This is a genomic window from Lonsdalea britannica (genome assembly GCF_003515985.1).
In the GTDB taxonomy this organism is placed as follows: domain Bacteria; phylum Pseudomonadota; class Gammaproteobacteria; order Enterobacterales; family Enterobacteriaceae; genus Lonsdalea; species Lonsdalea britannica.
In genome coordinates, this window is sequence record NZ_CP023009.1 from 1,316,947 (window position 1) to 1,335,381 (window position 18,435).

General features: G+C 51.3%; 13 protein-coding genes and 4 tRNA genes. 15 read left to right on the forward strand and 2 right to left on the reverse strand.

Annotated elements, in window-relative coordinates; genetic code table 11:
• Positions 1-96 precede the first annotated feature (96 nt).
• Positions 97-1,146: a UDP-N-acetylmuramate dehydrogenase gene (murB, locus tag CKQ53_RS06190; RefSeq protein ID WP_254901621.1), complete on the forward strand. Its 1,050-nt coding sequence runs from the start codon at positions 97-99 to the stop codon at positions 1,144-1,146.
• A complete protein-coding gene (gene birA, locus CKQ53_RS06195; RefSeq protein ID WP_118894783.1) occupies positions 1,143-2,129 on the forward strand; it encodes a bifunctional biotin--[acetyl-CoA-carboxylase] ligase/biotin operon repressor BirA in 987 nt (328 codons plus the stop codon). Before murB ends, birA begins: the two co-directional genes overlap by 4 nt.
• Before the next feature lie 5 nt (positions 2,130-2,134).
• Here birA and coaA read toward each other — a convergent pair whose 3' ends face one another.
• Together coaA and CKQ53_RS06205 are read right to left on the reverse strand one after the other, a co-directional pair.
• Positions 2,135-3,085 (reverse strand): type I pantothenate kinase, encoded by a 951-nt coding sequence (gene coaA / locus CKQ53_RS06200; RefSeq protein ID WP_094118913.1) that lies wholly within the window; start codon positions 3,083-3,085, stop codon positions 2,135-2,137.
• A 209-nt stretch (positions 3,086-3,294) separates the two neighbouring features.
• Positions 3,295-3,819, reverse strand: a complete 525-nt coding sequence (locus tag CKQ53_RS06205) for a GNAT family N-acetyltransferase (protein ID WP_085653827.1) — start codon at positions 3,817-3,819, stop codon at positions 3,295-3,297.
• Positions 3,820-4,169: 350 nt separating this feature from the next.
• Here CKQ53_RS06205 and CKQ53_RS06210 point away from each other — a divergent pair.
• The 13 genes from CKQ53_RS06210 to rpoC all read left to right on the forward strand — a co-directional run bounded on the left by CKQ53_RS06210 (position 4,170) and on the right by rpoC (position 18,402).
• Positions 4,170-4,245 (forward strand) — tRNA-Thr (locus tag CKQ53_RS06210).
• A gap of 15 nt (positions 4,246-4,260) precedes the next feature.
• Positions 4,261-4,345: transfer RNA gene (locus CKQ53_RS06215), tRNA-Tyr, on the forward strand.
• Positions 4,346-4,575: 230 nt separating this feature from the next.
• Positions 4,576-4,650: transfer RNA gene (locus tag CKQ53_RS06220), tRNA-Gly, on the forward strand.
• 10 nt (positions 4,651-4,660) lie between these two features.
• Positions 4,661-4,736 (forward strand) — tRNA-Thr (locus CKQ53_RS06225).
• A 104-nt stretch (positions 4,737-4,840) separates the two neighbouring features.
• Entirely contained in the window at positions 4,841-6,025 is a 1,185-nt protein-coding gene (gene tuf, locus CKQ53_RS06230; protein WP_118894785.1) for an elongation factor Tu, read from the forward strand.
• Between the two features lie 234 nt (positions 6,026-6,259).
• Positions 6,260-6,643: a preprotein translocase subunit SecE gene (gene secE / locus CKQ53_RS06235; RefSeq protein ID WP_085653050.1), complete on the forward strand. Its 384-nt coding sequence runs from the start codon at positions 6,260-6,262 to the stop codon at positions 6,641-6,643.
• A 1-nt stretch (position 6,644) separates the two neighbouring features.
• Positions 6,645-7,190, forward strand: a complete 546-nt coding sequence (nusG, locus tag CKQ53_RS06240) for a transcription termination/antitermination protein NusG (protein WP_026740925.1) — start codon at positions 6,645-6,647, stop codon at positions 7,188-7,190.
• Positions 7,191-7,349: 159 nt separating this feature from the next.
• Entirely contained in the window at positions 7,350-7,778 is a 429-nt protein-coding gene (gene rplK, locus CKQ53_RS06245) for a 50S ribosomal protein L11 (protein ID WP_085653051.1), read from the forward strand.
• A gap of 3 nt (positions 7,779-7,781) precedes the next feature.
• Positions 7,782-8,486 (forward strand): 50S ribosomal protein L1, encoded by a 705-nt coding sequence (gene rplA / locus CKQ53_RS06250; protein WP_085653052.1) that lies wholly within the window; start codon positions 7,782-7,784, stop codon positions 8,484-8,486.
• A gap of 303 nt (positions 8,487-8,789) precedes the next feature.
• On the forward strand, positions 8,790-9,287 hold the full coding sequence (rplJ, locus tag CKQ53_RS06255; protein ID WP_085653053.1) for a 50S ribosomal protein L10: 498 nt from the start codon (positions 8,790-8,792) through the stop codon (positions 9,285-9,287).
• Positions 9,288-9,355: 68 nt separating this feature from the next.
• On the forward strand, positions 9,356-9,724 hold the full coding sequence (rplL, locus tag CKQ53_RS06260; RefSeq protein ID WP_026740922.1) for a 50S ribosomal protein L7/L12: 369 nt from the start codon (positions 9,356-9,358) through the stop codon (positions 9,722-9,724).
• Between the two features lie 333 nt (positions 9,725-10,057).
• Positions 10,058-14,086: a DNA-directed RNA polymerase subunit beta gene (gene rpoB / locus CKQ53_RS06265; protein ID WP_085653054.1), complete on the forward strand. Its 4,029-nt coding sequence runs from the start codon at positions 10,058-10,060 to the stop codon at positions 14,084-14,086.
• Positions 14,087-14,178: 92 nt separating this feature from the next.
• Positions 14,179-18,402 carry a DNA-directed RNA polymerase subunit beta' gene (gene rpoC, locus CKQ53_RS06270; RefSeq protein ID WP_085653055.1) on the forward strand — a complete coding sequence of 1,408 codons (4,224 nt, stop codon included), beginning with the start codon at positions 14,179-14,181 and terminating at the stop codon, positions 18,400-18,402.
• Positions 18,403-18,435 lie beyond the last annotated feature (33 nt).

Here is an 18,435-nt window from a genome sequence, read left to right on the forward strand (position 1 = left end):
TCGAGCCATACGGCTATACGACTCGAGCGCCTTTAGAAAACACTGCTCAATAATGTTTTTGGATCGAGTAAACTAGAGCGATTAAATATATCGAGCTTGAAGACGACTATGACGAGTGCCGCCGCATCATTACAGCCCTATAACTCATTCTCCCTGCCTGTTTCAGCGAAAGAAGTGGTGACAGCGAATTCAACCGAGGAGCTTCTTAATGCCTGGAAAAACGCAACCATTTCAGACCAGTCAGTACTCATTCTAGGCGGTGGAAGTAATGTCCTTTTCCTTGAGGATTTCGAGGGGTGTGTCGTATTAAATCGTCTGAAAGGGATTGAGATTGACGATACGGATGCGTGTTGGCATCTACACGTGGGCGCAGGCGAAGTCTGGCATGACCTGGTCGAATTCACCCTTAATCAGGGTATTCCCGGATTAGAGAACCTGGCCTTGATCCCGGGCTGTGTCGGTTCGTCTCCGATTCAAAATATAGGGGCATATGGCGTTGAGCTGCAAGACGTGTGTGCCTATGTCGATGTCTTGGACCTCAATACCGGTGAACAAATGCGGTTGGCGCACGAGAGTTGCCAGTTTGGCTACCGTGAAAGCATTTTTAAGCATCAATACCGCGACGGCTATGCGATTACAGCAGTCGGACTCACCTTACCCAAACTCTGGCGGCCTGTGCTCAACTACGGCGATCTGTCGCGACTCGATCTTCAAACTGTGACCCCACGGGTCGTCTTCGATTCGGTGTGCGCTATGCGCAAGAGCAAGCTGCCCGATCCTGCCGTGAATGGAAATGCAGGCAGCTTTTTCAAGAATCCGGTGCTTCCGGCCGTCCATGCAAACGAGCTATTACGGCAATTTCCTCTGGCGCCGCATTATCCTCAGGTTAACGGCGACGTTAAATTTGCCGCCGGATGGCTTATCGACCAGTGTGAGCTTAAAGGCTATCGCATCGGTGATGCTGCGGTACATGCCAATCAGGCCTTGGTTCTTATCAATGCAGGGAATGCAACCAGCAAAGATGTCGTGACCTTGGCGCGTTACGTTCGTCATCAGGTAGCTGAAAAATTTGGCATTGGGTTGGAACCTGAAGTGCGATTTATCGCTGGTCAGGGTGAAGTTAACGCGGTCGAGGTGCTGGCATGAGAGATAATACCGTTCCACTGAAGTTGATCTCCATTTTAGCCGATGGCGAATTTTATTCGGGTGAAGTGCTGGGTGAACGCTTGGGTATGAGTCGTTCAGCAATCAACAAACACATTCACACCATCCGTGAATGGGGCCTCGATGTTTATACCGTAACAGGTAAAGGCTATGCGTTACCTGCACCAATAGAGCTGCTGGATGCCGAAAAAATCCGGGCGTTAACCAACGGTGGAAATATCGATGTGCTGCCCGTCATTGACTCTACCAATCAATATTTGCTGGATCGCCTCGATATAGTTTCATCGGGGGACGTTTGCATCTCCGAATATCAGCAGGCAGGACGTGGCCGGAGAGGGCGGCGATGGTTCTCTCCCTTTGGCGCGAACCTTTACTTATCGCTCTACTGGCGTTTAGAGCAAGGACCCGCGGCCGCGATTGGCGTTAGCCTGGTCATTGGCATCATCATGGCGGAAGTGCTGCACAGTCTGGGAGCGGATGGCGTTCGGGTTAAGTGGCCCAACGATCTTTACTTGAATGACCGCAAGCTGGCTGGAATTCTGGTTGAGCTAAACGGTAGAACCGGCGATGCGGCTCACCTCGTCATTGGCGCCGGTATCAATCTGAGCATGCGCGAGCCGGGAGCGGAAATGATCAATCAAGGCTGGATCAATCTTCAGGAAGCCGGGGTAGCGGTCGATCGCAACACACTGGCGGCCCGCTTGATTACTGAATTACGCGCGGCACTGGTTTCTTTCGAACAGCACGGCTTGGCGCCTTTCATTCCCCGCTGGAAGTCACTGGATAATTTTTATAATCGGCCGGTAAAACTCCTGATGGGTGATAGAGAGATTGTCGGAGTTGATAAAGGCATCGATAACCAAGGAGCATTGCTGCTGGAGCAAAACGGCGTATTGATACCCTATATCGGGGGGAGATTTCGTTGCGAGGCGTATCAAAAGAATAAGGGGATGGGTATCCCCTGAGCATATTATTTACGCAGCGTTACGCGCTCGACAGCATGATTGGCGCTTTTCGTCATAATCAAACTGGCCCTTTCTCGGGTAGGAAGAATATTTTTCTTCAGATTTAACCCGTTGATTTCGCTCCATACCTGAGATGCAAACTCCATGGCTTCTTCTTCCGTAATTTTCGCATAGTTGTGGAAGTAGGAGTCCGGATTGGCAAACGCACCCTGTCTGAACTTCAGGAATCGGTTGATGTACCAGCTTTTCAGCAACTCTTCCGGCGCATCTACATAGATTGAGAAGTCCACGAAGTCGGATACGAAGACCCGATGTGGATCATGAGGATAGTCCATACCACTCTGCAAAACGTTTAAGCCTTCCAATATAAGAATATCGGGCTGCTCAATGACTTGATGACGGTCCGGGACGATGTCGTAGGTCAAATGGGAGTAGGTTGGCGCAACGACTCTGGGAGCCCCTGACTTCACCTCAGAAACGAATTTCACCAGACTGTGCATATCATAAGACTGGGGAAATCCTTTCTTCTTCATCAGGTTTCTTTCTTTTAACACTTTGTTGGGATGTAAGAACCCGTCAGTGGTAATCAGTTCAACCGTACGGTGTTCAGGCCAGCGTCTGAGCAGAGCCTGTAAGACGCGCGCAGTGGTGCTTTTACCAACAGCCACACTGCCCGCCACCCCAATAATGTAGGGGATCTTTTGTCCTTTGGTGCCTAAAAACTGTTCCAGCACTGCCTGGCGACGCAAATTGGAGCTGATATAAAAGTTCAATAAACGCGAGAGTGGCAGATAAATTTCTGCAACTTCGTCCAGGGATAGATCCTCATTGATACCTTTGAGTTTTAATATTTCATTCTCTGTCAGCGTTAACGGGACCGAATCCCGCAACGTCGCCCACTGCTGACGATCAAATTGCAGATATGGTGTGGCCAAGGATTGCTCTCTATCTCTCATAAATACGTTTCTACATGCCAGTACAGCGTTAAAAGGTGTCATACCGGTCTTAAAACCGTCGGATAAAAAGACCACCCACCTTTTATTGGGGGAAATGATGACGGGCAGATTACCACCATGCGGGTAAAGAAAAGAAGAAGAAATCCAATGCACGCTGATGCCTTAATAAAGGCCTCAGCGTTATTTTAGTCAGTGATTAACGACTCGCCTCATTTCATTATAAAAAGGCGTTTGTAATAAATGGCCGTAGGATGATAAGTCCCTTCAGGTGTGCAAGCGTAATCAGGAATCTCGCCCAAATAAGAGTAGCCTTGCGACTGGTAAAATAATTCTGCAGCCGAACCGGCTTCCGTATCAAGATAAAGCAGACCGCGTTGCAGGCTCAACGCTGACTCTTCGAGTGTTTGCAAAAGATGATGTCCTATCCCTTTGCGGTGATGCTGTTGATGAACAAGCATTTTCTGAATTTCAGCTCGATTTTGCCCATTCGATTTCTGGCAAAGCTCCAATTGCACGGTTCCTACAACTCCATTTTCATCAAGCGTGATCCAAAGAAGACGTTCTCCGTTCGCAATGGCATGCCTCAGTTCGTGGAAGTAACCTTCAGCATCTTCATAGGACAAAGGGGTTCGATATCCGACGGAACTGCCGTGCTCGACGGCATTAATGAGTAATCCCGCCAATGCATGTCGATACAAAGGAAGGGTAGAGGTGGAGAGTAAAACGGTTTTCATGAAGTATCTCCTGCGAAAGCAAACGGCGAGGGAGGGCCAATTACCCGTAATGAGCAAAAAACATACCACTGCCGTCATCATCCTTTGGTTTTTAGGTCAGTGATATACGAAAGTGTCTTGGCTGACCGAGGCTTGCTGGTCTATATGAAGAAGAAATAGTGAGGTGGAGTGTTGTTTTAACCTTGAGGAAAATGCTGCTGAGGTCGATGGTGTGATGCATATTTGCACGAATTGCTAACGCTTATGGAAAAGAATGTCCAAAAATGTGCAAAATCTAAGCGGTAGTGCATTTTAAGCGATTTTTTTGTTGCATAGACCGGCCAGTCTACCTAGAATGCGCAGCACTTGATGCCGGCTTAGCTCAGTTGGTAGAGCAACTGACTTGTAATCAGTAGGTCGCCAGTTCGACTCCGGCAGCCGGCACCATCAAGTACACAACCAGGTGGGGTTCCCGAGCGGCCAAAGGGAGCAGACTGTAAATCTGCCGTCACAGACTTCGAAGGTTCGAATCCTTCCCCCACCACCAATTCAAGCCATAAACAATGGCTGAATCAACGTGATAGAGCTTCATATTTCATGTTGATGAAGGTGAGAAGTTGCGTGGCGAATCTTCCTACTTCCACCATCAATTCAATCCTGAAACAGGATTAAGACGGTCTGATGTGTCTAAATCGGATCGGAAAAATCTTGGCGCGAATGTAATATGTGCCGGGGTTTTTAACTCTACAAAGAAATCAGGTAGCCGAGTTCCAGGATGCGGGCATCGTATAATGGCTATTACCTCAGCCTTCCAAGCTGATGATGTGGGTTCGATTCCCACTGCCCGCTCCATATTAGATGTGCTGATATAGCTCAGTTGGTAGAGCGCACCCTTGGTAAGGGTGAGGTCGGCAGTTCGAATCTGCCTATCAGCACCACTCCTTTTATATTCCTCCTGATTTCCTTTTGTTAAGCTCAGCAAGTAATTGCTTGGTTGATGTGGTGATATCACCGATTTATCCGTGTCTTAGAGGGACAATCGATGTCTAAAGAAAAATTTGAACGTACTAAACCGCACGTTAACGTCGGTACTATCGGCCACGTTGACCATGGTAAAACAACGCTGACCGCTGCTATCACTACCGTATTGGCGAAAGTCTACGGCGGTGCTGCTCGCGCATTCGACCAGATCGATAACGCGCCGGAAGAAAAAGCACGTGGTATCACCATCAACACTTCTCACGTTGAGTACGATACCCCGACTCGCCACTACGCGCACGTTGACTGCCCAGGGCATGCCGACTACGTGAAAAACATGATCACCGGTGCTGCCCAGATGGACGGCGCGATCCTGGTAGTTGCAGCGACTGACGGCCCGATGCCGCAGACTCGTGAGCACATCCTGCTGGGTCGTCAGGTAGGCGTTCCGTTCATCATCGTGTTCCTGAACAAATGTGACATGGTTGATGACGAAGAGCTGCTGGAACTGGTTGAAATGGAAGTTCGTGAGCTGCTGTCTCAGTACGACTTCCCGGGCGACGACACTCCGGTAATCCGTGGTTCTGCGCTGAAAGCGCTGGAAGGCGAAGCTGAGTGGGAAGCGAAGATTGTAGAACTGGCAGAAGCGCTGGACAGCTACATCCCGGAACCAGAGCGTGCTATCGACAAGCCGTTCCTGCTGCCGATCGAAGACGTATTCTCTATCTCTGGCCGTGGTACTGTTGTTACCGGTCGTGTAGAGCGCGGCATCATCAAAGTCGGTGAAGAAGTTGAAATCGTGGGTATCAAAGACACGACCAAAACGACTTGTACCGGTGTTGAAATGTTCCGCAAACTGCTGGACGAAGGCCGTGCGGGTGAGAACGTTGGTGTTCTGCTGCGTGGTACTAAACGTGACGAAGTTGAACGTGGTCAGGTACTGGCTAAACCAGGTTCAATCAAACCGCATACGCAGTTCGAATCCGAAGTTTATATTCTGAGCAAAGATGAAGGCGGCCGTCATACTCCGTTCTTCAAAGGCTACCGTCCGCAGTTCTACTTCCGTACAACTGACGTAACGGGCACCATCGAACTGCCGGAAGGCGTTGAAATGGTTATGCCAGGCGACAACATCAAAATGGTTGTTAACCTGATTGCTCCGATCGCGATGGACGACGGTCTGCGTTTCGCAATCCGTGAAGGTGGCCGTACAGTAGGCGCCGGCGTGGTTGCTAAAGTTATCGCTTAATTGCTGATAAGATTTGACGCAACACGCGATAAAAGGGCATCATTTGATGCCCTTTTTCTACGCTGTCAGGGTAGAACCTATCTCATCAGCGATTGTGAAGTATAATCATTGGTGAGATAGGCTCTGTATAAACGGCGTAATCCCGAATTTTCCCTTTATAGGTAGTATTCGGTTTGGTTTGCCCTTCATGCTGGGCAAAAATTATTTGTCTGAATCATTGTGACAGGTTGGTTTATGAGTGCGAATACCGAAGCTCAGGGTAGTGGGCGTGGCCTTGAGGCTCTGAAATGGCTGATCGTCGCTGTTTTGCTGGCTGCGGCGGTTGGCGGTAATTATTATTACCGTGAATTGAGCCTGCCTCTGCGAGCATTGGCTGTTGTTATCCTGATTGCTGTTGCGGGTGGCGTAGCGTTATTGACGACGAAAGGTAAAGCGACCGTTCTGTTTGCGCGTGAAGCTCGTACTGAGGTTCGAAAAGTCATATGGCCGACTCGTCAGGAAACGCTACATACCACGCTGATCGTTGCTGCGGTAACTGCCGTCATGTCACTGATTTTGTGGGGACTGGATGGTATCCTGGTCCGTTTAGTATCGTTTATTACTGGCCTGAGGTTTTAAGATGTCTGAAGCTCCAAAGAAACGTTGGTACGTCGTTCAGGCGTTTTCTGGCTTTGAAGGTCGCGTCGCTCAGTCGTTGCGTGAACACATTAAACTTCACAACATGGAAGACCTGTTTGGTGAAGTGATGGTCCCTACTGAAGAAGTCGTGGAGATCCGTGGCGGACAGCGTCGCAAAAGCGAGCGCAAATTCTTTCCAGGCTATGTGCTTGTGCAGATGGTAATGGAAGATGCTAGCTGGCACCTGGTTCGCAGCGTTCCGCGCGTCATGGGCTTCATTGGCGGTACTTCTGACCGTCCCGCGCCGATTAGCGATAAAGAAGTCGATGCTATCATGAACCGCCTGCAGCAGGTGGGTGACAAGCCGCGTCCGAAAACTCTGTTTGAGCCGGGTGAAATGGTTCGCGTCAATGATGGCCCATTCGCAGACTTTAACGGCGTTGTTGAAGAAGTCGATTACGAGAAGAGCCGCCTGAAAGTTTCTGTCTCTATCTTTGGCCGAGCGACTCCAGTAGAGTTGGATTTCGGTCAGGTAGAGAAAGGCTAATCTGAGCGTTCGTCGCTAAGAATTTCTGCTTGTTTGTGGCGCGAAAATAGACTACTATTTCGCGCCTTTATTTTATGCGTCGATTGACGTGTAAAACGTTTTTATCACTGCGGGGAGCTTTGTTAAACGAAGCGCTATCACCCATTCGAGGAAAGTTAAATGGCCAAGAAAGTACAAGCCTACGTCAAGCTGCAGGTTGCAGCCGGTATGGCTAACCCGAGCCCTCCGGTTGGTCCGGCTCTGGGTCAGCAGGGTGTTAACATCATGGAATTCTGTAAGGCGTTCAATGCTAAGACTGACAGCATTGAAAAAGGTCTGCCGATTCCGGTTGTTATTACCGTTTACTCTGACCGTTCCTTCACCTTCATTACCAAAACTCCGCCGGCAGCAGTTCTGCTGAAAAAAGCGGCTGGTATCAAGTCTGGTTCTGGCAAGCCGAACAAAGACAAAGTAGGTAAAGTAACCCGTGCTCAGGTACGTGAAATCGCAGAAACCAAAGCTGCGGACATGACTGGTTCTGATGTGGAAGCGATGACTCGCTCCATTGAAGGTACCGCTCGTTCCATGGGCCTGGTAGTGGAGGACTAAGAAATGGCTAAGCTGACCAAGCGCATGCGCGTGATCCGTGACAAAGTTGATGCAACTAAACAGTATGACATCAACGAAGCCGTTGCTCTGCTCAAAGAGCTGGCCACTGCGAAATTTGTAGAAAGCGTTGACGTTGCCGTAAACCTGGGCATCGACGCACGTAAATCTGACCAGAACGTACGTGGCGCGACTGTGCTGCCGCACGGTACTGGCCGCAGCGTACGTGTTGCCGTATTTACTCAGGGTGCAAACGCTGAAGCGGCTAAAGCTGCTGGCGCTGACCTGGTAGGTATGGACGACCTGGCTGACCAGATCAAAAAAGGCGAAATGAACTTCGACGTCGTTATTGCTTCTCCGGATGCAATGCGCGTAGTCGGTCAACTCGGCCAGATCCTGGGGCCGCGTGGCCTGATGCCTAACCCGAAAGTGGGTACTGTAACGCCTAACGTTGCTGAAGCTGTTAAAAATGCTAAAGCTGGTCAGGTTCGTTACCGTAACGACAAAAACGGCATCATCCATACCACTATCGGTAAGGTTGATTTCGACGCTGACAAACTGAAAGAAAACCTGGAGTCTCTGCTGGTTGCGCTGAAAAAAGCTAAACCGTCTCAGGCTAAAGGCGTGTACATCAAGAAAGTTAGCCTGTCCACCACCATGGGTGCTGGCTTAGCTGTCGATCAGAGCGGTTTGAACGCCGTAGCTAACTGATAGCTTTTGTTCCTCTTTACTGCGGCGCTGGATTTCTTTATAATCCTACGCCGCATTGTTCCACTTGTGGGACGAAAGAAGAATTTTCGGTTGGAGCCTGGCCTGATCCAGGCCTCCGTCCAAGACCGCAGGTGTTTCGAAAGAAGCTTAATTTTCCTGCGTAGACGGTGACAGAGCCTGAAGAAAAGTTTGACTTGTCTTTGCTGGATTCTGCTCACCGTGTGTTAACGCCTGTCGGTCGTTTTGGCTACAGGTGAAGTGAGTTCCGGAGATCTCTCCGGCCAAATCCAGGAGCAAAAGCTAATGGCATTAAATCTTCAAGACAAACAAGCGATTGTTGCTGAAGTCAGCGAAGTAGCCAAAGGCGCGCAGTCTGCGGTTGTTGCGGATTCTCGTGGCGTTACCGTAGATAAAATGACTGAACTGCGTAAAGCAGGTCGTGAAGCTGGCGTATACATGCGTGTTGTTCGTAACACGCTGCTGCGTCGCTCAGTTGAAGGTACTGAGTTTGAGTGCCTGAAAGACACGTTTATCGGTCCGACCCTGATTGCATACTCAATGGAACACCCGGGCGCTGCTGCTCGTCTGTTCAAAGAGTTCGCGAAAGCGAATGCAAAATTCGAGGTCAAAGCTGCAGCCTTTAACGGCGAGTTGATTCCGGCGGATCAAATTGACCGTCTGGCAACTCTGCCGACTTACGAAGAAGCACTGGCACGTCTGATGTCGACCATGAAAGAAGCCGCTGCTGGCAAACTGGTTCGCACACTGGCTGCTGTACGCGATCAGAAAGAAGCGGCTTAATCGCCCCTTTTTACTGGCATCGTGTTTGCTAACGTATAAACTATTTCTGATTCTTAGGAACTATTGTTATGTCTATCACTAAAGATCAAATTCTGGAAGCAGTAGCAGCTATGTCTGTAATGGACGTTGTTGAACTGGTTTCCGCAATGGAAGAAAAATTCGGTGTTTCTGCTGCTGCCGCTGTAGCTGTTGCTGCTGCTGGCCCGGCTGAAGCTGCTGAAGAAAAAACTGAGTTCGACGTTGTTCTGTCTGCTGTTGGCGGCAACAAAGTTGCAGTTATCAAAGCAGTTCGTAGCGCGACTGGCCTGGGTCTGAAAGAAGCTAAAGACCTGGTAGAATCTGCTCCGGCAGTTCTGAAAGAAGCCATCAGCAAAGACGACGCTGAAGCTCTGAAGAAAGCCCTGGAAGAAGCTGGTGCTTCTGTTGAAGTTAAATAAGTTTAACTTACAGGTTGCAGCCTGATTTATCAGGCTGATGGCTGGTGGCTTTTTAGTCACCAGCCTTTTTGCGCTGTAGGGAATCAATGGTGTTTCACACTGTTTGACCATTGATTAACCCACAATATTTTTTTCTATCGACGACTTAATATACTGCGCCTCCAGCCGCTTTGGCCGCTGAACACGACTGCAGCGAAATGGTTTAAGAGTGATAGAAACAAGTATTGCGAAAAGTGTTCCACTTTTCGATCGATATAAACGGTGTTGCATGAACTGTCCTTTATTTTTAGGACGGACAGAGAGGTTCTACTTTTCAGCGAGCTGAGGAACCCTATGGTTTACTCCTATACCGAGAAAAAACGTATTCGTAAGGACTTTGGTAAGCGTCCGCAAGTTCTGGACGTGCCTTATCTCCTTTCTATCCAGCTTGACTCGTTCCAGAAATTCATCGAGCAAGATCCGGAAGGCCAGTACGGTCTGGAAGCAGCATTCCGTTCTGTATTTCCTATCAAAAGCTACAGCGGTAATTCCGAACTGCAGTATGTGAGCTATCGCCTTGGCGAGCCGGTATTTGACGTTAAAGAATGTCAGATCCGTGGCGTCACATTCTCTGCGCCGTTACGCGTTAAGCTGCGTCTGGTGATCTACGAGCGTGAAGCGCCAGAAGGCACCGTTAAAGATATTAAAGAACAAGAAGTGTACATGGGCGAAATTCCGCTCATGACCGACAACGGTACCTTCGTGATCAACGGCACTGAGCGCGTTATCGTTTCTCAGTTGCATCGTAGCCCGGGCGTATTCTTTGACAGCGACAAGGGTAAAACCCACTCATCAGGTAAGGTACTGTATAACGCACGTATCATTCCTTATCGTGGTTCCTGGCTGGATTTCGAATTCGATCCGAAAGATAACCTGTTTGTCCGTATCGACCGTCGTCGTAAATTGCCTGCGACGATTATCCTACGCGCATTAAACTTCTCTACCGAAGACATTTTGGGCCTGTTCTTTGACAAAATCGTCTATGAAATCAACGGTAACAAGCTGTTGATGGCTCTGGTTCCAGAACGTCTGCGTGGTGACACGGCTTCCTTCGATATCGAAGCCAACGGCAAGGTATACGTCGAGAAAGGTCGTCGTATCACGGCTCGTCACATCCGTCAGTTGGAAAAAGACGGCATCGAAAGCATTGAAGTCCCGGTAGAATACATTGCCGGCAAAGTGCTGGCGAAAGATTATGTTGATGAAAGCACTGGCGAAGTGCTCGCGAATGCGAACATGGAGCTGTCGCTGGATCTGCTGGCCAAACTCAGCCAGTCCGGTCACAAGCAAATTGAAACGCTGTTCACCAACGATCTGGACCACGGTCCTTATATCTCCGAGACCGTCCGCGTCGACCCGACCCACGATCGCCTGAGCGCGTTGGTTGAGATCTACCGCATGATGCGTCCGGGCGAGCCGCCGACACGCGAAGCGGCTGAAAGCCTTTTTGAAAATCTGTTCTTCTCCGAAGATCGTTATGATTTGTCCGCAGTTGGTCGAATGAAATTCAACCGCTCTTTGCTGCGTGAGGAAATCGAAGGTTCCGGTATCCTGAGCAAAGAAGACATTATTGATGTGATGAAGAAACTCATCGACATCCGTAATGGTAAAGGTGAAGTGGATGATATCGACCATCTGGGCAACCGTCGTATTCGTTCTGTCGGCGAAATGGCTGAAAACCAGTTCCGTGTAGGTCTGGTCCGTGTCGAACGTGCAGTTAAAGAGCGTCTGTCTCTGGGCGATCTTGATACGCTGATGCCGCAGGACATGATCAACGCTAAGCCGATTTCGGCTGCGGTAAAAGAGTTCTTTGGTTCCAGCCAGCTGTCCCAGTTTATGGACCAGAACAACCCGCTGTCTGAAATCACGCATAAACGTCGTATTTCCGCATTGGGCCCAGGCGGTCTGACCCGTGAACGCGCCGGCTTTGAAGTTCGAGACGTACACCCGACTCACTACGGTCGCGTATGTCCTATCGAAACGCCGGAAGGTCCGAACATCGGTCTGATCAACTCCTTGTCCGTTTATGCACAGACCAACGAGTACGGTTTCCTTGAAACCCCTTATCGTCTGGTTCGTGATGGCGTTGTGACTGATGAGATCCATTACCTGTCTGCGATTGAAGAAGGTAACTTCGTCATCGCTCAGGCGAACACCAATCTGGACGAAGAAGGCCACTTCATTGATGAGCTTGTGACCTGCCGTAACAAAGGCGAGTCCAGCTTGTTCAGCCGCGATCAGGTTGAATACATGGACGTTTCCACCCAGCAGGTGGTTTCCGTCGGTGCATCCCTGATCCCGTTCCTGGAACACGATGATGCTAACCGCGCCTTGATGGGTGCGAACATGCAACGTCAGGCCGTTCCTACACTGCGTGCTGATAAGCCGCTGGTAGGTACGGGTATGGAACGCGCGGTAGCGGTCGACTCCGGTGTAACTGCCGTAGCGAAACGCGGTGGTACGGTTCAGTATGTGGATGCATCACGTATTGTCATCAACGTTAACCCTGATGAAATGTATCCGGGTGAAGCGGGCATCGACATCTACAACCTGACCAAATATACCCGTTCTAACCAGAACACCTGCATCAGCCAGATGCCGTGTGTGTCTCTGGGTGAACCGATTGAGCGCGGAGACGTGCTGGCCGATGGTCCATCCACCGATTTGGGTGAACTGGCGCTGGGTCAGAACATGCGCGTCGCGTTCATGCCGTGGAACGGCTACAACTTCGAAGACTCCATCTTGGTCTCCGAACGCGTGGTGCAGGAAGATCGCTTCACGACAATTCATATCCAGGAACTGGCTTGCGTATCTCGTGATACCAAACTGGGGCCTGAAGAAATCACCGCTGATATCCCGAACGTGGGTGAAGCCGCGCTGTCCAAACTGGATGAGTCCGGTATCGTTTATATCGGTGCGGAAGTGACCGGTGGCGACATTCTGGTCGGTAAAGTGACGCCGAAAGGCGAAACCCAGCTGACGCCGGAAGAGAAACTGCTGCGTGCTATCTTCGGTGAGAAAGCGTCTGACGTTAAAGACTCGTCTCTGCGCGTGCCTAACAGCGTTTCCGGTACGGTTATCGATGTTCAGGTCTTCACCCGTGACGGCGTTGAAAAAGACAAACGTGCTCTGGAAATTGAAGAGATGCAGCTGAAGCAGGCCAAAAAAGACCTGACTGAAGAACTGCAGATCCTCGAAGCCGGTCTGTTTGCCCGTATTCACGACGTGCTGGTTAGCGGTGGCGTTGAAGCCGCGAAGCTGGATCAGCTGCCGCGTGAGCGCTGGTTGGAACTGGGTCTGACTGACGAAGAAAAACAGAATCAGTTGGAACAGCTGGCCGAGCAGTACGACGAGCTGAAACACGAGTTTGAGAAGAAACTCGAAGCCAAACGCCGCAAAATCACCCAGGGTGATGATCTGGCGCCGGGCGTGCTGAAAATCGTCAAGGTGTACCTGGCCGTGAAACGTCAGATCCAGCCTGGTGATAAGATGGCGGGTCGTCACGGTAACAAGGGTGTTATCTCCAAGATCAACCCGATCGAAGATATGCCTTACGATGAAAACGGTACGCCGGTAGACATCGTACTGAACCCGCTGGGCGTACCATCACGTATGAACATCGGTCAGATTCTGGAAACCCATCTGGGTATGGCTGCGAAAGGTATTGGTGACAAGATCAACACCATGCTGAAGCAGCGCGAAGAAGCGGACAAACTGCGTGAATTCATCCAGAAAGCATACGACCTGGGTAACGACGTTCGTCAGAAAGTGGATTTGAACACGTTCTCCGATGACGAAGTGCTGCGTCTGGCAGAAAACCTGAAGAAGGGTATGCCCATCGCGACGCCGGTCTTCGACGGTGCCAAAGAGAGCGAAATCAAAGCGCTGCTGCAGCTGGGCGATCTGCCGACTTCCGGTCAGATTACGCTGTTTGACGGCCGTACCGGCGAGCAGTTTGAACGTCCGGTCACCGTGGGCTATATGTACATGCTGAAGCTGAACCACTTGGTTGATGACAAAATGCATGCACGTTCCACCGGTTCCTACAGCCTGGTTACTCAGCAGCCGCTGGGTGGTAAGGCGCAGTTCGGTGGTCAGCGTTTCGGTGAGATGGAAGTATGGGCGCTGGAAGCTTACGGTGCAGCTTATACCCTGCAGGAAATGTTGACGGTGAAATCCGATGACGTGAATGGCCGTACCAAGATGTACAAAAACATCGTGGATGGCGATCACCGGATGGAACCAGGCATGCCGGAATCCTTCAACGTACTGTTGAAAGAAATCCGCTCGCTGGGTATCAACATCGAGCTGGAAGAAAAGTAATACCAGCCCGATTGCGTTGCTGACATTCGTTACAGGGGCACCTGAGTTTGACTCAGGTGCCTTACAGGTCTAACTCCGACAGGAGCCAATCCGTGAAAGACTTATTAAAGTTTCTGAAAGCGCAAACTAAGACCGAAGAGTTTGATGCGATCAAAATTGCTCTGGCATCGCCAGACATGATCCGTTCGTGGTCTTTTGGTGAAGTTAAAAAGCCGGAAACCATTAACTACCGTACGTTCAAACCAGAACGTGACGGTCTGTTCTGCGCCCGTATCTTCGGGCCGGTAAAAGATTACGAGTGCCTGTGCGGTAAGTACAAACGCCTGAAGCACCGTGGTGTTATCTGTGAGAAGTGTGGCGTTGAAGTGACCCAGACCAAAGTACGCCGTGAGCGTATGGGCCACATCGAGCTGGCTTCTCCGACTGCGCACATCTGGTTCCTGAAATCGCTGCCATCCCGCATCGGTTTGCTGCTGGATATGCCGCTGCGTGATATCGAACGCGTCCTGTACTTCGAATCCTATGTGGTTATCGAAGGCGGCATGACCAACCTTGAAAAGCGCCAGATCCTGACGGAAGAGCAGTATCTGGATGCGCTTGAAGAGTTTGGTGACGAATTCGACGCCAAGATGGGCGCCGAAGCGATTCAGGCCCTGTTGAAAAACATGGATCTGGAGCAGGAGTGCGAACAGCTGCGTGAAGAGCTGAACGAAACCAACTCTGAAACCAAACGTAAAAAGCTGACCAAGCGTATCAAGCTGCTGGAAGCGTTCGTACAGTCCGGCAACAAGCCGGAATGGATGATCCTGACCGTGCTGCCTGTATTGCCGCCGGACCTGCGTCCGCTGGTACCGCTGGACGGCGGTCGTTTCGCTACGTCGGATCTGAACGATCTGTATCGTCGCGTGATCAACCGTAACAACCGTCTGAAACGTCTGCTGGATCTGGCTGCGCCGGACATCATCGTGCGCAACGAAAAACGTATGCTGCAGGAAGCGGTGGATGCGCTGCTGGATAACGGCCGTCGCGGTCGTGCCATCACCGGTTCCAACAAGCGTCCGCTGAAATCTTTGGCCGATATGATCAAAGGTAAGCAGGGTCGTTTCCGTCAGAACCTGCTGGGTAAACGTGTCGACTACTCCGGTCGTTCCGTTATCACCGTAGGTCCGTACCTGCGTCTGCATCAGTGCGGTCTGCCGAAGAAAATGGCGCTGGAACTGTTCAAACCGTTCATCTACGGCAAGCTGGAACTGCGTGGCCTGGCTACGACGATCAAAGCAGCCAAGAAAATGGTTGAACGCGAAGAAGCGGTCGTATGGGACATCCTGGATGAAGTCATCCGCGAACACCCGGTACTGCTGAACCGTGCGCCTACCCTGCACCGTCTGGGTATTCAGGCATTTGAACCGGTTCTGATCGAAGGTAAAGCGATTCAGCTGCACCCGCTGGTGTGTGCTGCGTATAACGCCGACTTCGATGGTGACCAGATGGCTGTTCACGTACCGTTGACGCTGGAAGCCCAGCTGGAAGCGCGTGCGTTGATGATGTCGACCAACAACATCCTGTCACCAGCGAACGGCGAGCCTATCATCGTTCCGTCTCAGGACGTTGTATTGGGTCTGTACTACATGACCCGTGACTGTGTTAACGCCAAAGGCGAAGGCATGGTTCTGACTGGACCGAAAGAAGCTGAACGCGTCTATCGTGCTGGTCTGGCTTCTCTGCATGCGCGCGTCAAAGTGCGTATTACGCAAGAGATCAAGAACATTGAAGGCGAAACCACGCATCAGACCAGCATCATCGATACGACCATTGGTCGTGCGATTTTGTGGATGATCGTGCCGAAAGGTCTGCCGTACTCGATCGTTAACCAGCCTCTGGGCAAGAAAGCGATCTCCAAAATGCTGAACACCTGTTACCGCATTCTGGGCCTGAAGCCGACCGTTATCTTTGCTGACCAGATCATGTACACCGGTTTTGCTTACGCTGCGCGCTCTGGTGCGTCCGTAGGTATCGACGACATGGTTATCCCGGCGAAGAAAGCCGAAATCATCGAAGAAGCGGAAACCGAAGTTGCCGAGATTCAGGAGCAGTTCCAGTCTGGTCTGGTTACCGCGGGCGAACGCTACAACAAAGTTATCGATATCTGGGCTGCGGCGAACGAACGTGTTGCCAAGGCGATGATGGAAAACCTGTCTGTTGAAGACGTGGTTAACCGTGATGGCGTTGTTGAGCAGCAGGTTTCTTTCAACAGCATCTTTATGATGGCCGACTCCGGTGCGCGTGGTTCTGCTGCACAGATTCGTCAGTTGGCAGGTATGCGTGGTCTGATGGCGAAGCCGGATGGCTCCATCATCGAAACGCCGATCACCGCGAACTTCCGTGAAGGTCTGAACGTACTCCAGTACTTCATCTCAACCCACGGTGCTCGTAAAGGTCTGGCGGATACCGCACTGAAAACCGCTAACTCCGGTTATCTGACCCGTCGTTTGGTCGACGTGGCGCAGGATCTGGTGGTAACGGAAGACGATTGCGGAACGCACGAAGGCATCATGATGACTCCGGTCATCGAAGGTGGCGACGTTAAAGAACCGCTGCGTGAACGTGTTCTGGGTCGTGTAACGGCCGAAGACGTGATCAAACCGGGTACGGCTGACATTCTGGTTCCGCGTAACACGCTGTTGAACGAACAGTGGTGTGACCTGCTGGAAGAAAACTCCGTCGATTCGCTGAAAGTACGCTCTGTCGTAAGCTGTGAAACCGACTTTGGCGTGTGCGCCAAATGTTACGGTCGCGACCTGGCTCGTGGTCACATCATCAACAAGGGTGAAGCCATCGGGGTTATCGCGGCACAGTCCATCGGTGAACCGGGTACCCAGCTGACCATGCGTACCTTCCACATCGGTGGTGCGGCATCTCGTGCGGCAGCAGAATCTAGTATCCAGGTGAAAAACAAGGGTACGCTGAAACTGAGCAACGCCAAGTACGTTAAGAACAGCGCAGACAAGCTGGTGATTACTTCTCGTAACACCGAACTGACGCTGATCGACGAATTTGGTCGTACGAAAGAAAGCTATAAAGTGCCTTACGGTGCTGTGATGGCGAAAGGCGACGGCGAAGCCGTAGCTGGTGGCGAAACCGTAGCAAACTGGGATCCGCACACCATGCCGGTTATCACGGAAGTGAGCGGTAACATTCGCTTCACCGACATGATTGACGGCCAGACCATTACGCGTCAGACCGATGAGCTGACCGGTTTGTCCTCCATCGTGGTTCTGGATAGTGCAGAACGTACCGGTGGTGGTAAAGAACTGCGTCCGGCGCTGAAAATCGTGGACGACAACGGCGAAGACGTTCTGATTCCGGGTACCGATATGCCGGCTCAGTACTTCCTGCCGGGTAAAGCGATTGTCCAGCTGGAAGACGGCGTGAAAATCGGCTCTGGTGACACCCTGGCCCGTATTCCGCAGGAATCCGGCGGTACCAAGGATATCACCGGTGGTCTGCCGCGCGTTGCTGACCTGTTCGAAGCCCGTCGTCCGAAAGAGCCGGCAATTCTGGCTGAAATCAGCGGTATCATTTCCTTCGGTAAAGAAACCAAAGGGAAGCGCCGTCTGGTGATCACCCCGGTTGACGGTAGCGATCCGTACGAAGAGATGATTCCGAAATGGCGTCAGCTCAACGTGTTCGAAGGTGAACGCGTTGAACGTGGTGACGTGATCTCCGATGGTCCTGAGTCTCCGCACGACATCCTGCGTCTGCGTGGCGTGCATGCGGTGACCCGTTACATCACCAACGAAGTGCAGGAAGTTTACCGCCTGCAGGGCGTTAAGATTAACGATAAGCACATCGAAGTTATCGTTCGTCAGATGTTGCGTAAAGGCACCATCGCCAGCGCGGGTAGCACTGAGTTCCTGGAAGGCGAACAGGCTGAAGTGTCTCGCGTCAAGATCGCCAACCGTCAGTTGGAAGCCGACGGCAAGATTCCGGCAACCTACAGCCGCGACTTGCTGGGTATCACCAAGGCGTCTCTGGCGACCGAGTCCTTCATCTCTGCGGCCTCGTTCCAGGAAACGACGCGCGTACTTACCGAAGCCGCAGTGGCTGGTAAGCGTGATGAACTGCGCGGTCTGAAAGAGAACGTGATCGTGGGTCGTCTGATCCCGGCCGGTACCGGTTATGCATACCATCAGGATCGTATGCGTCGCCGTCAGGCTGGCGAACCCGTTGCTGTTCCGCAGGTCAGCGCGGATGAAGCTTCGGCTAACCTGGCTGAGCTGCTGAACGCCGGTTTCGGCAACAGTGACGACAAGTAACGTCGACGCTGCATGATAAAAAACCGCTCCCCG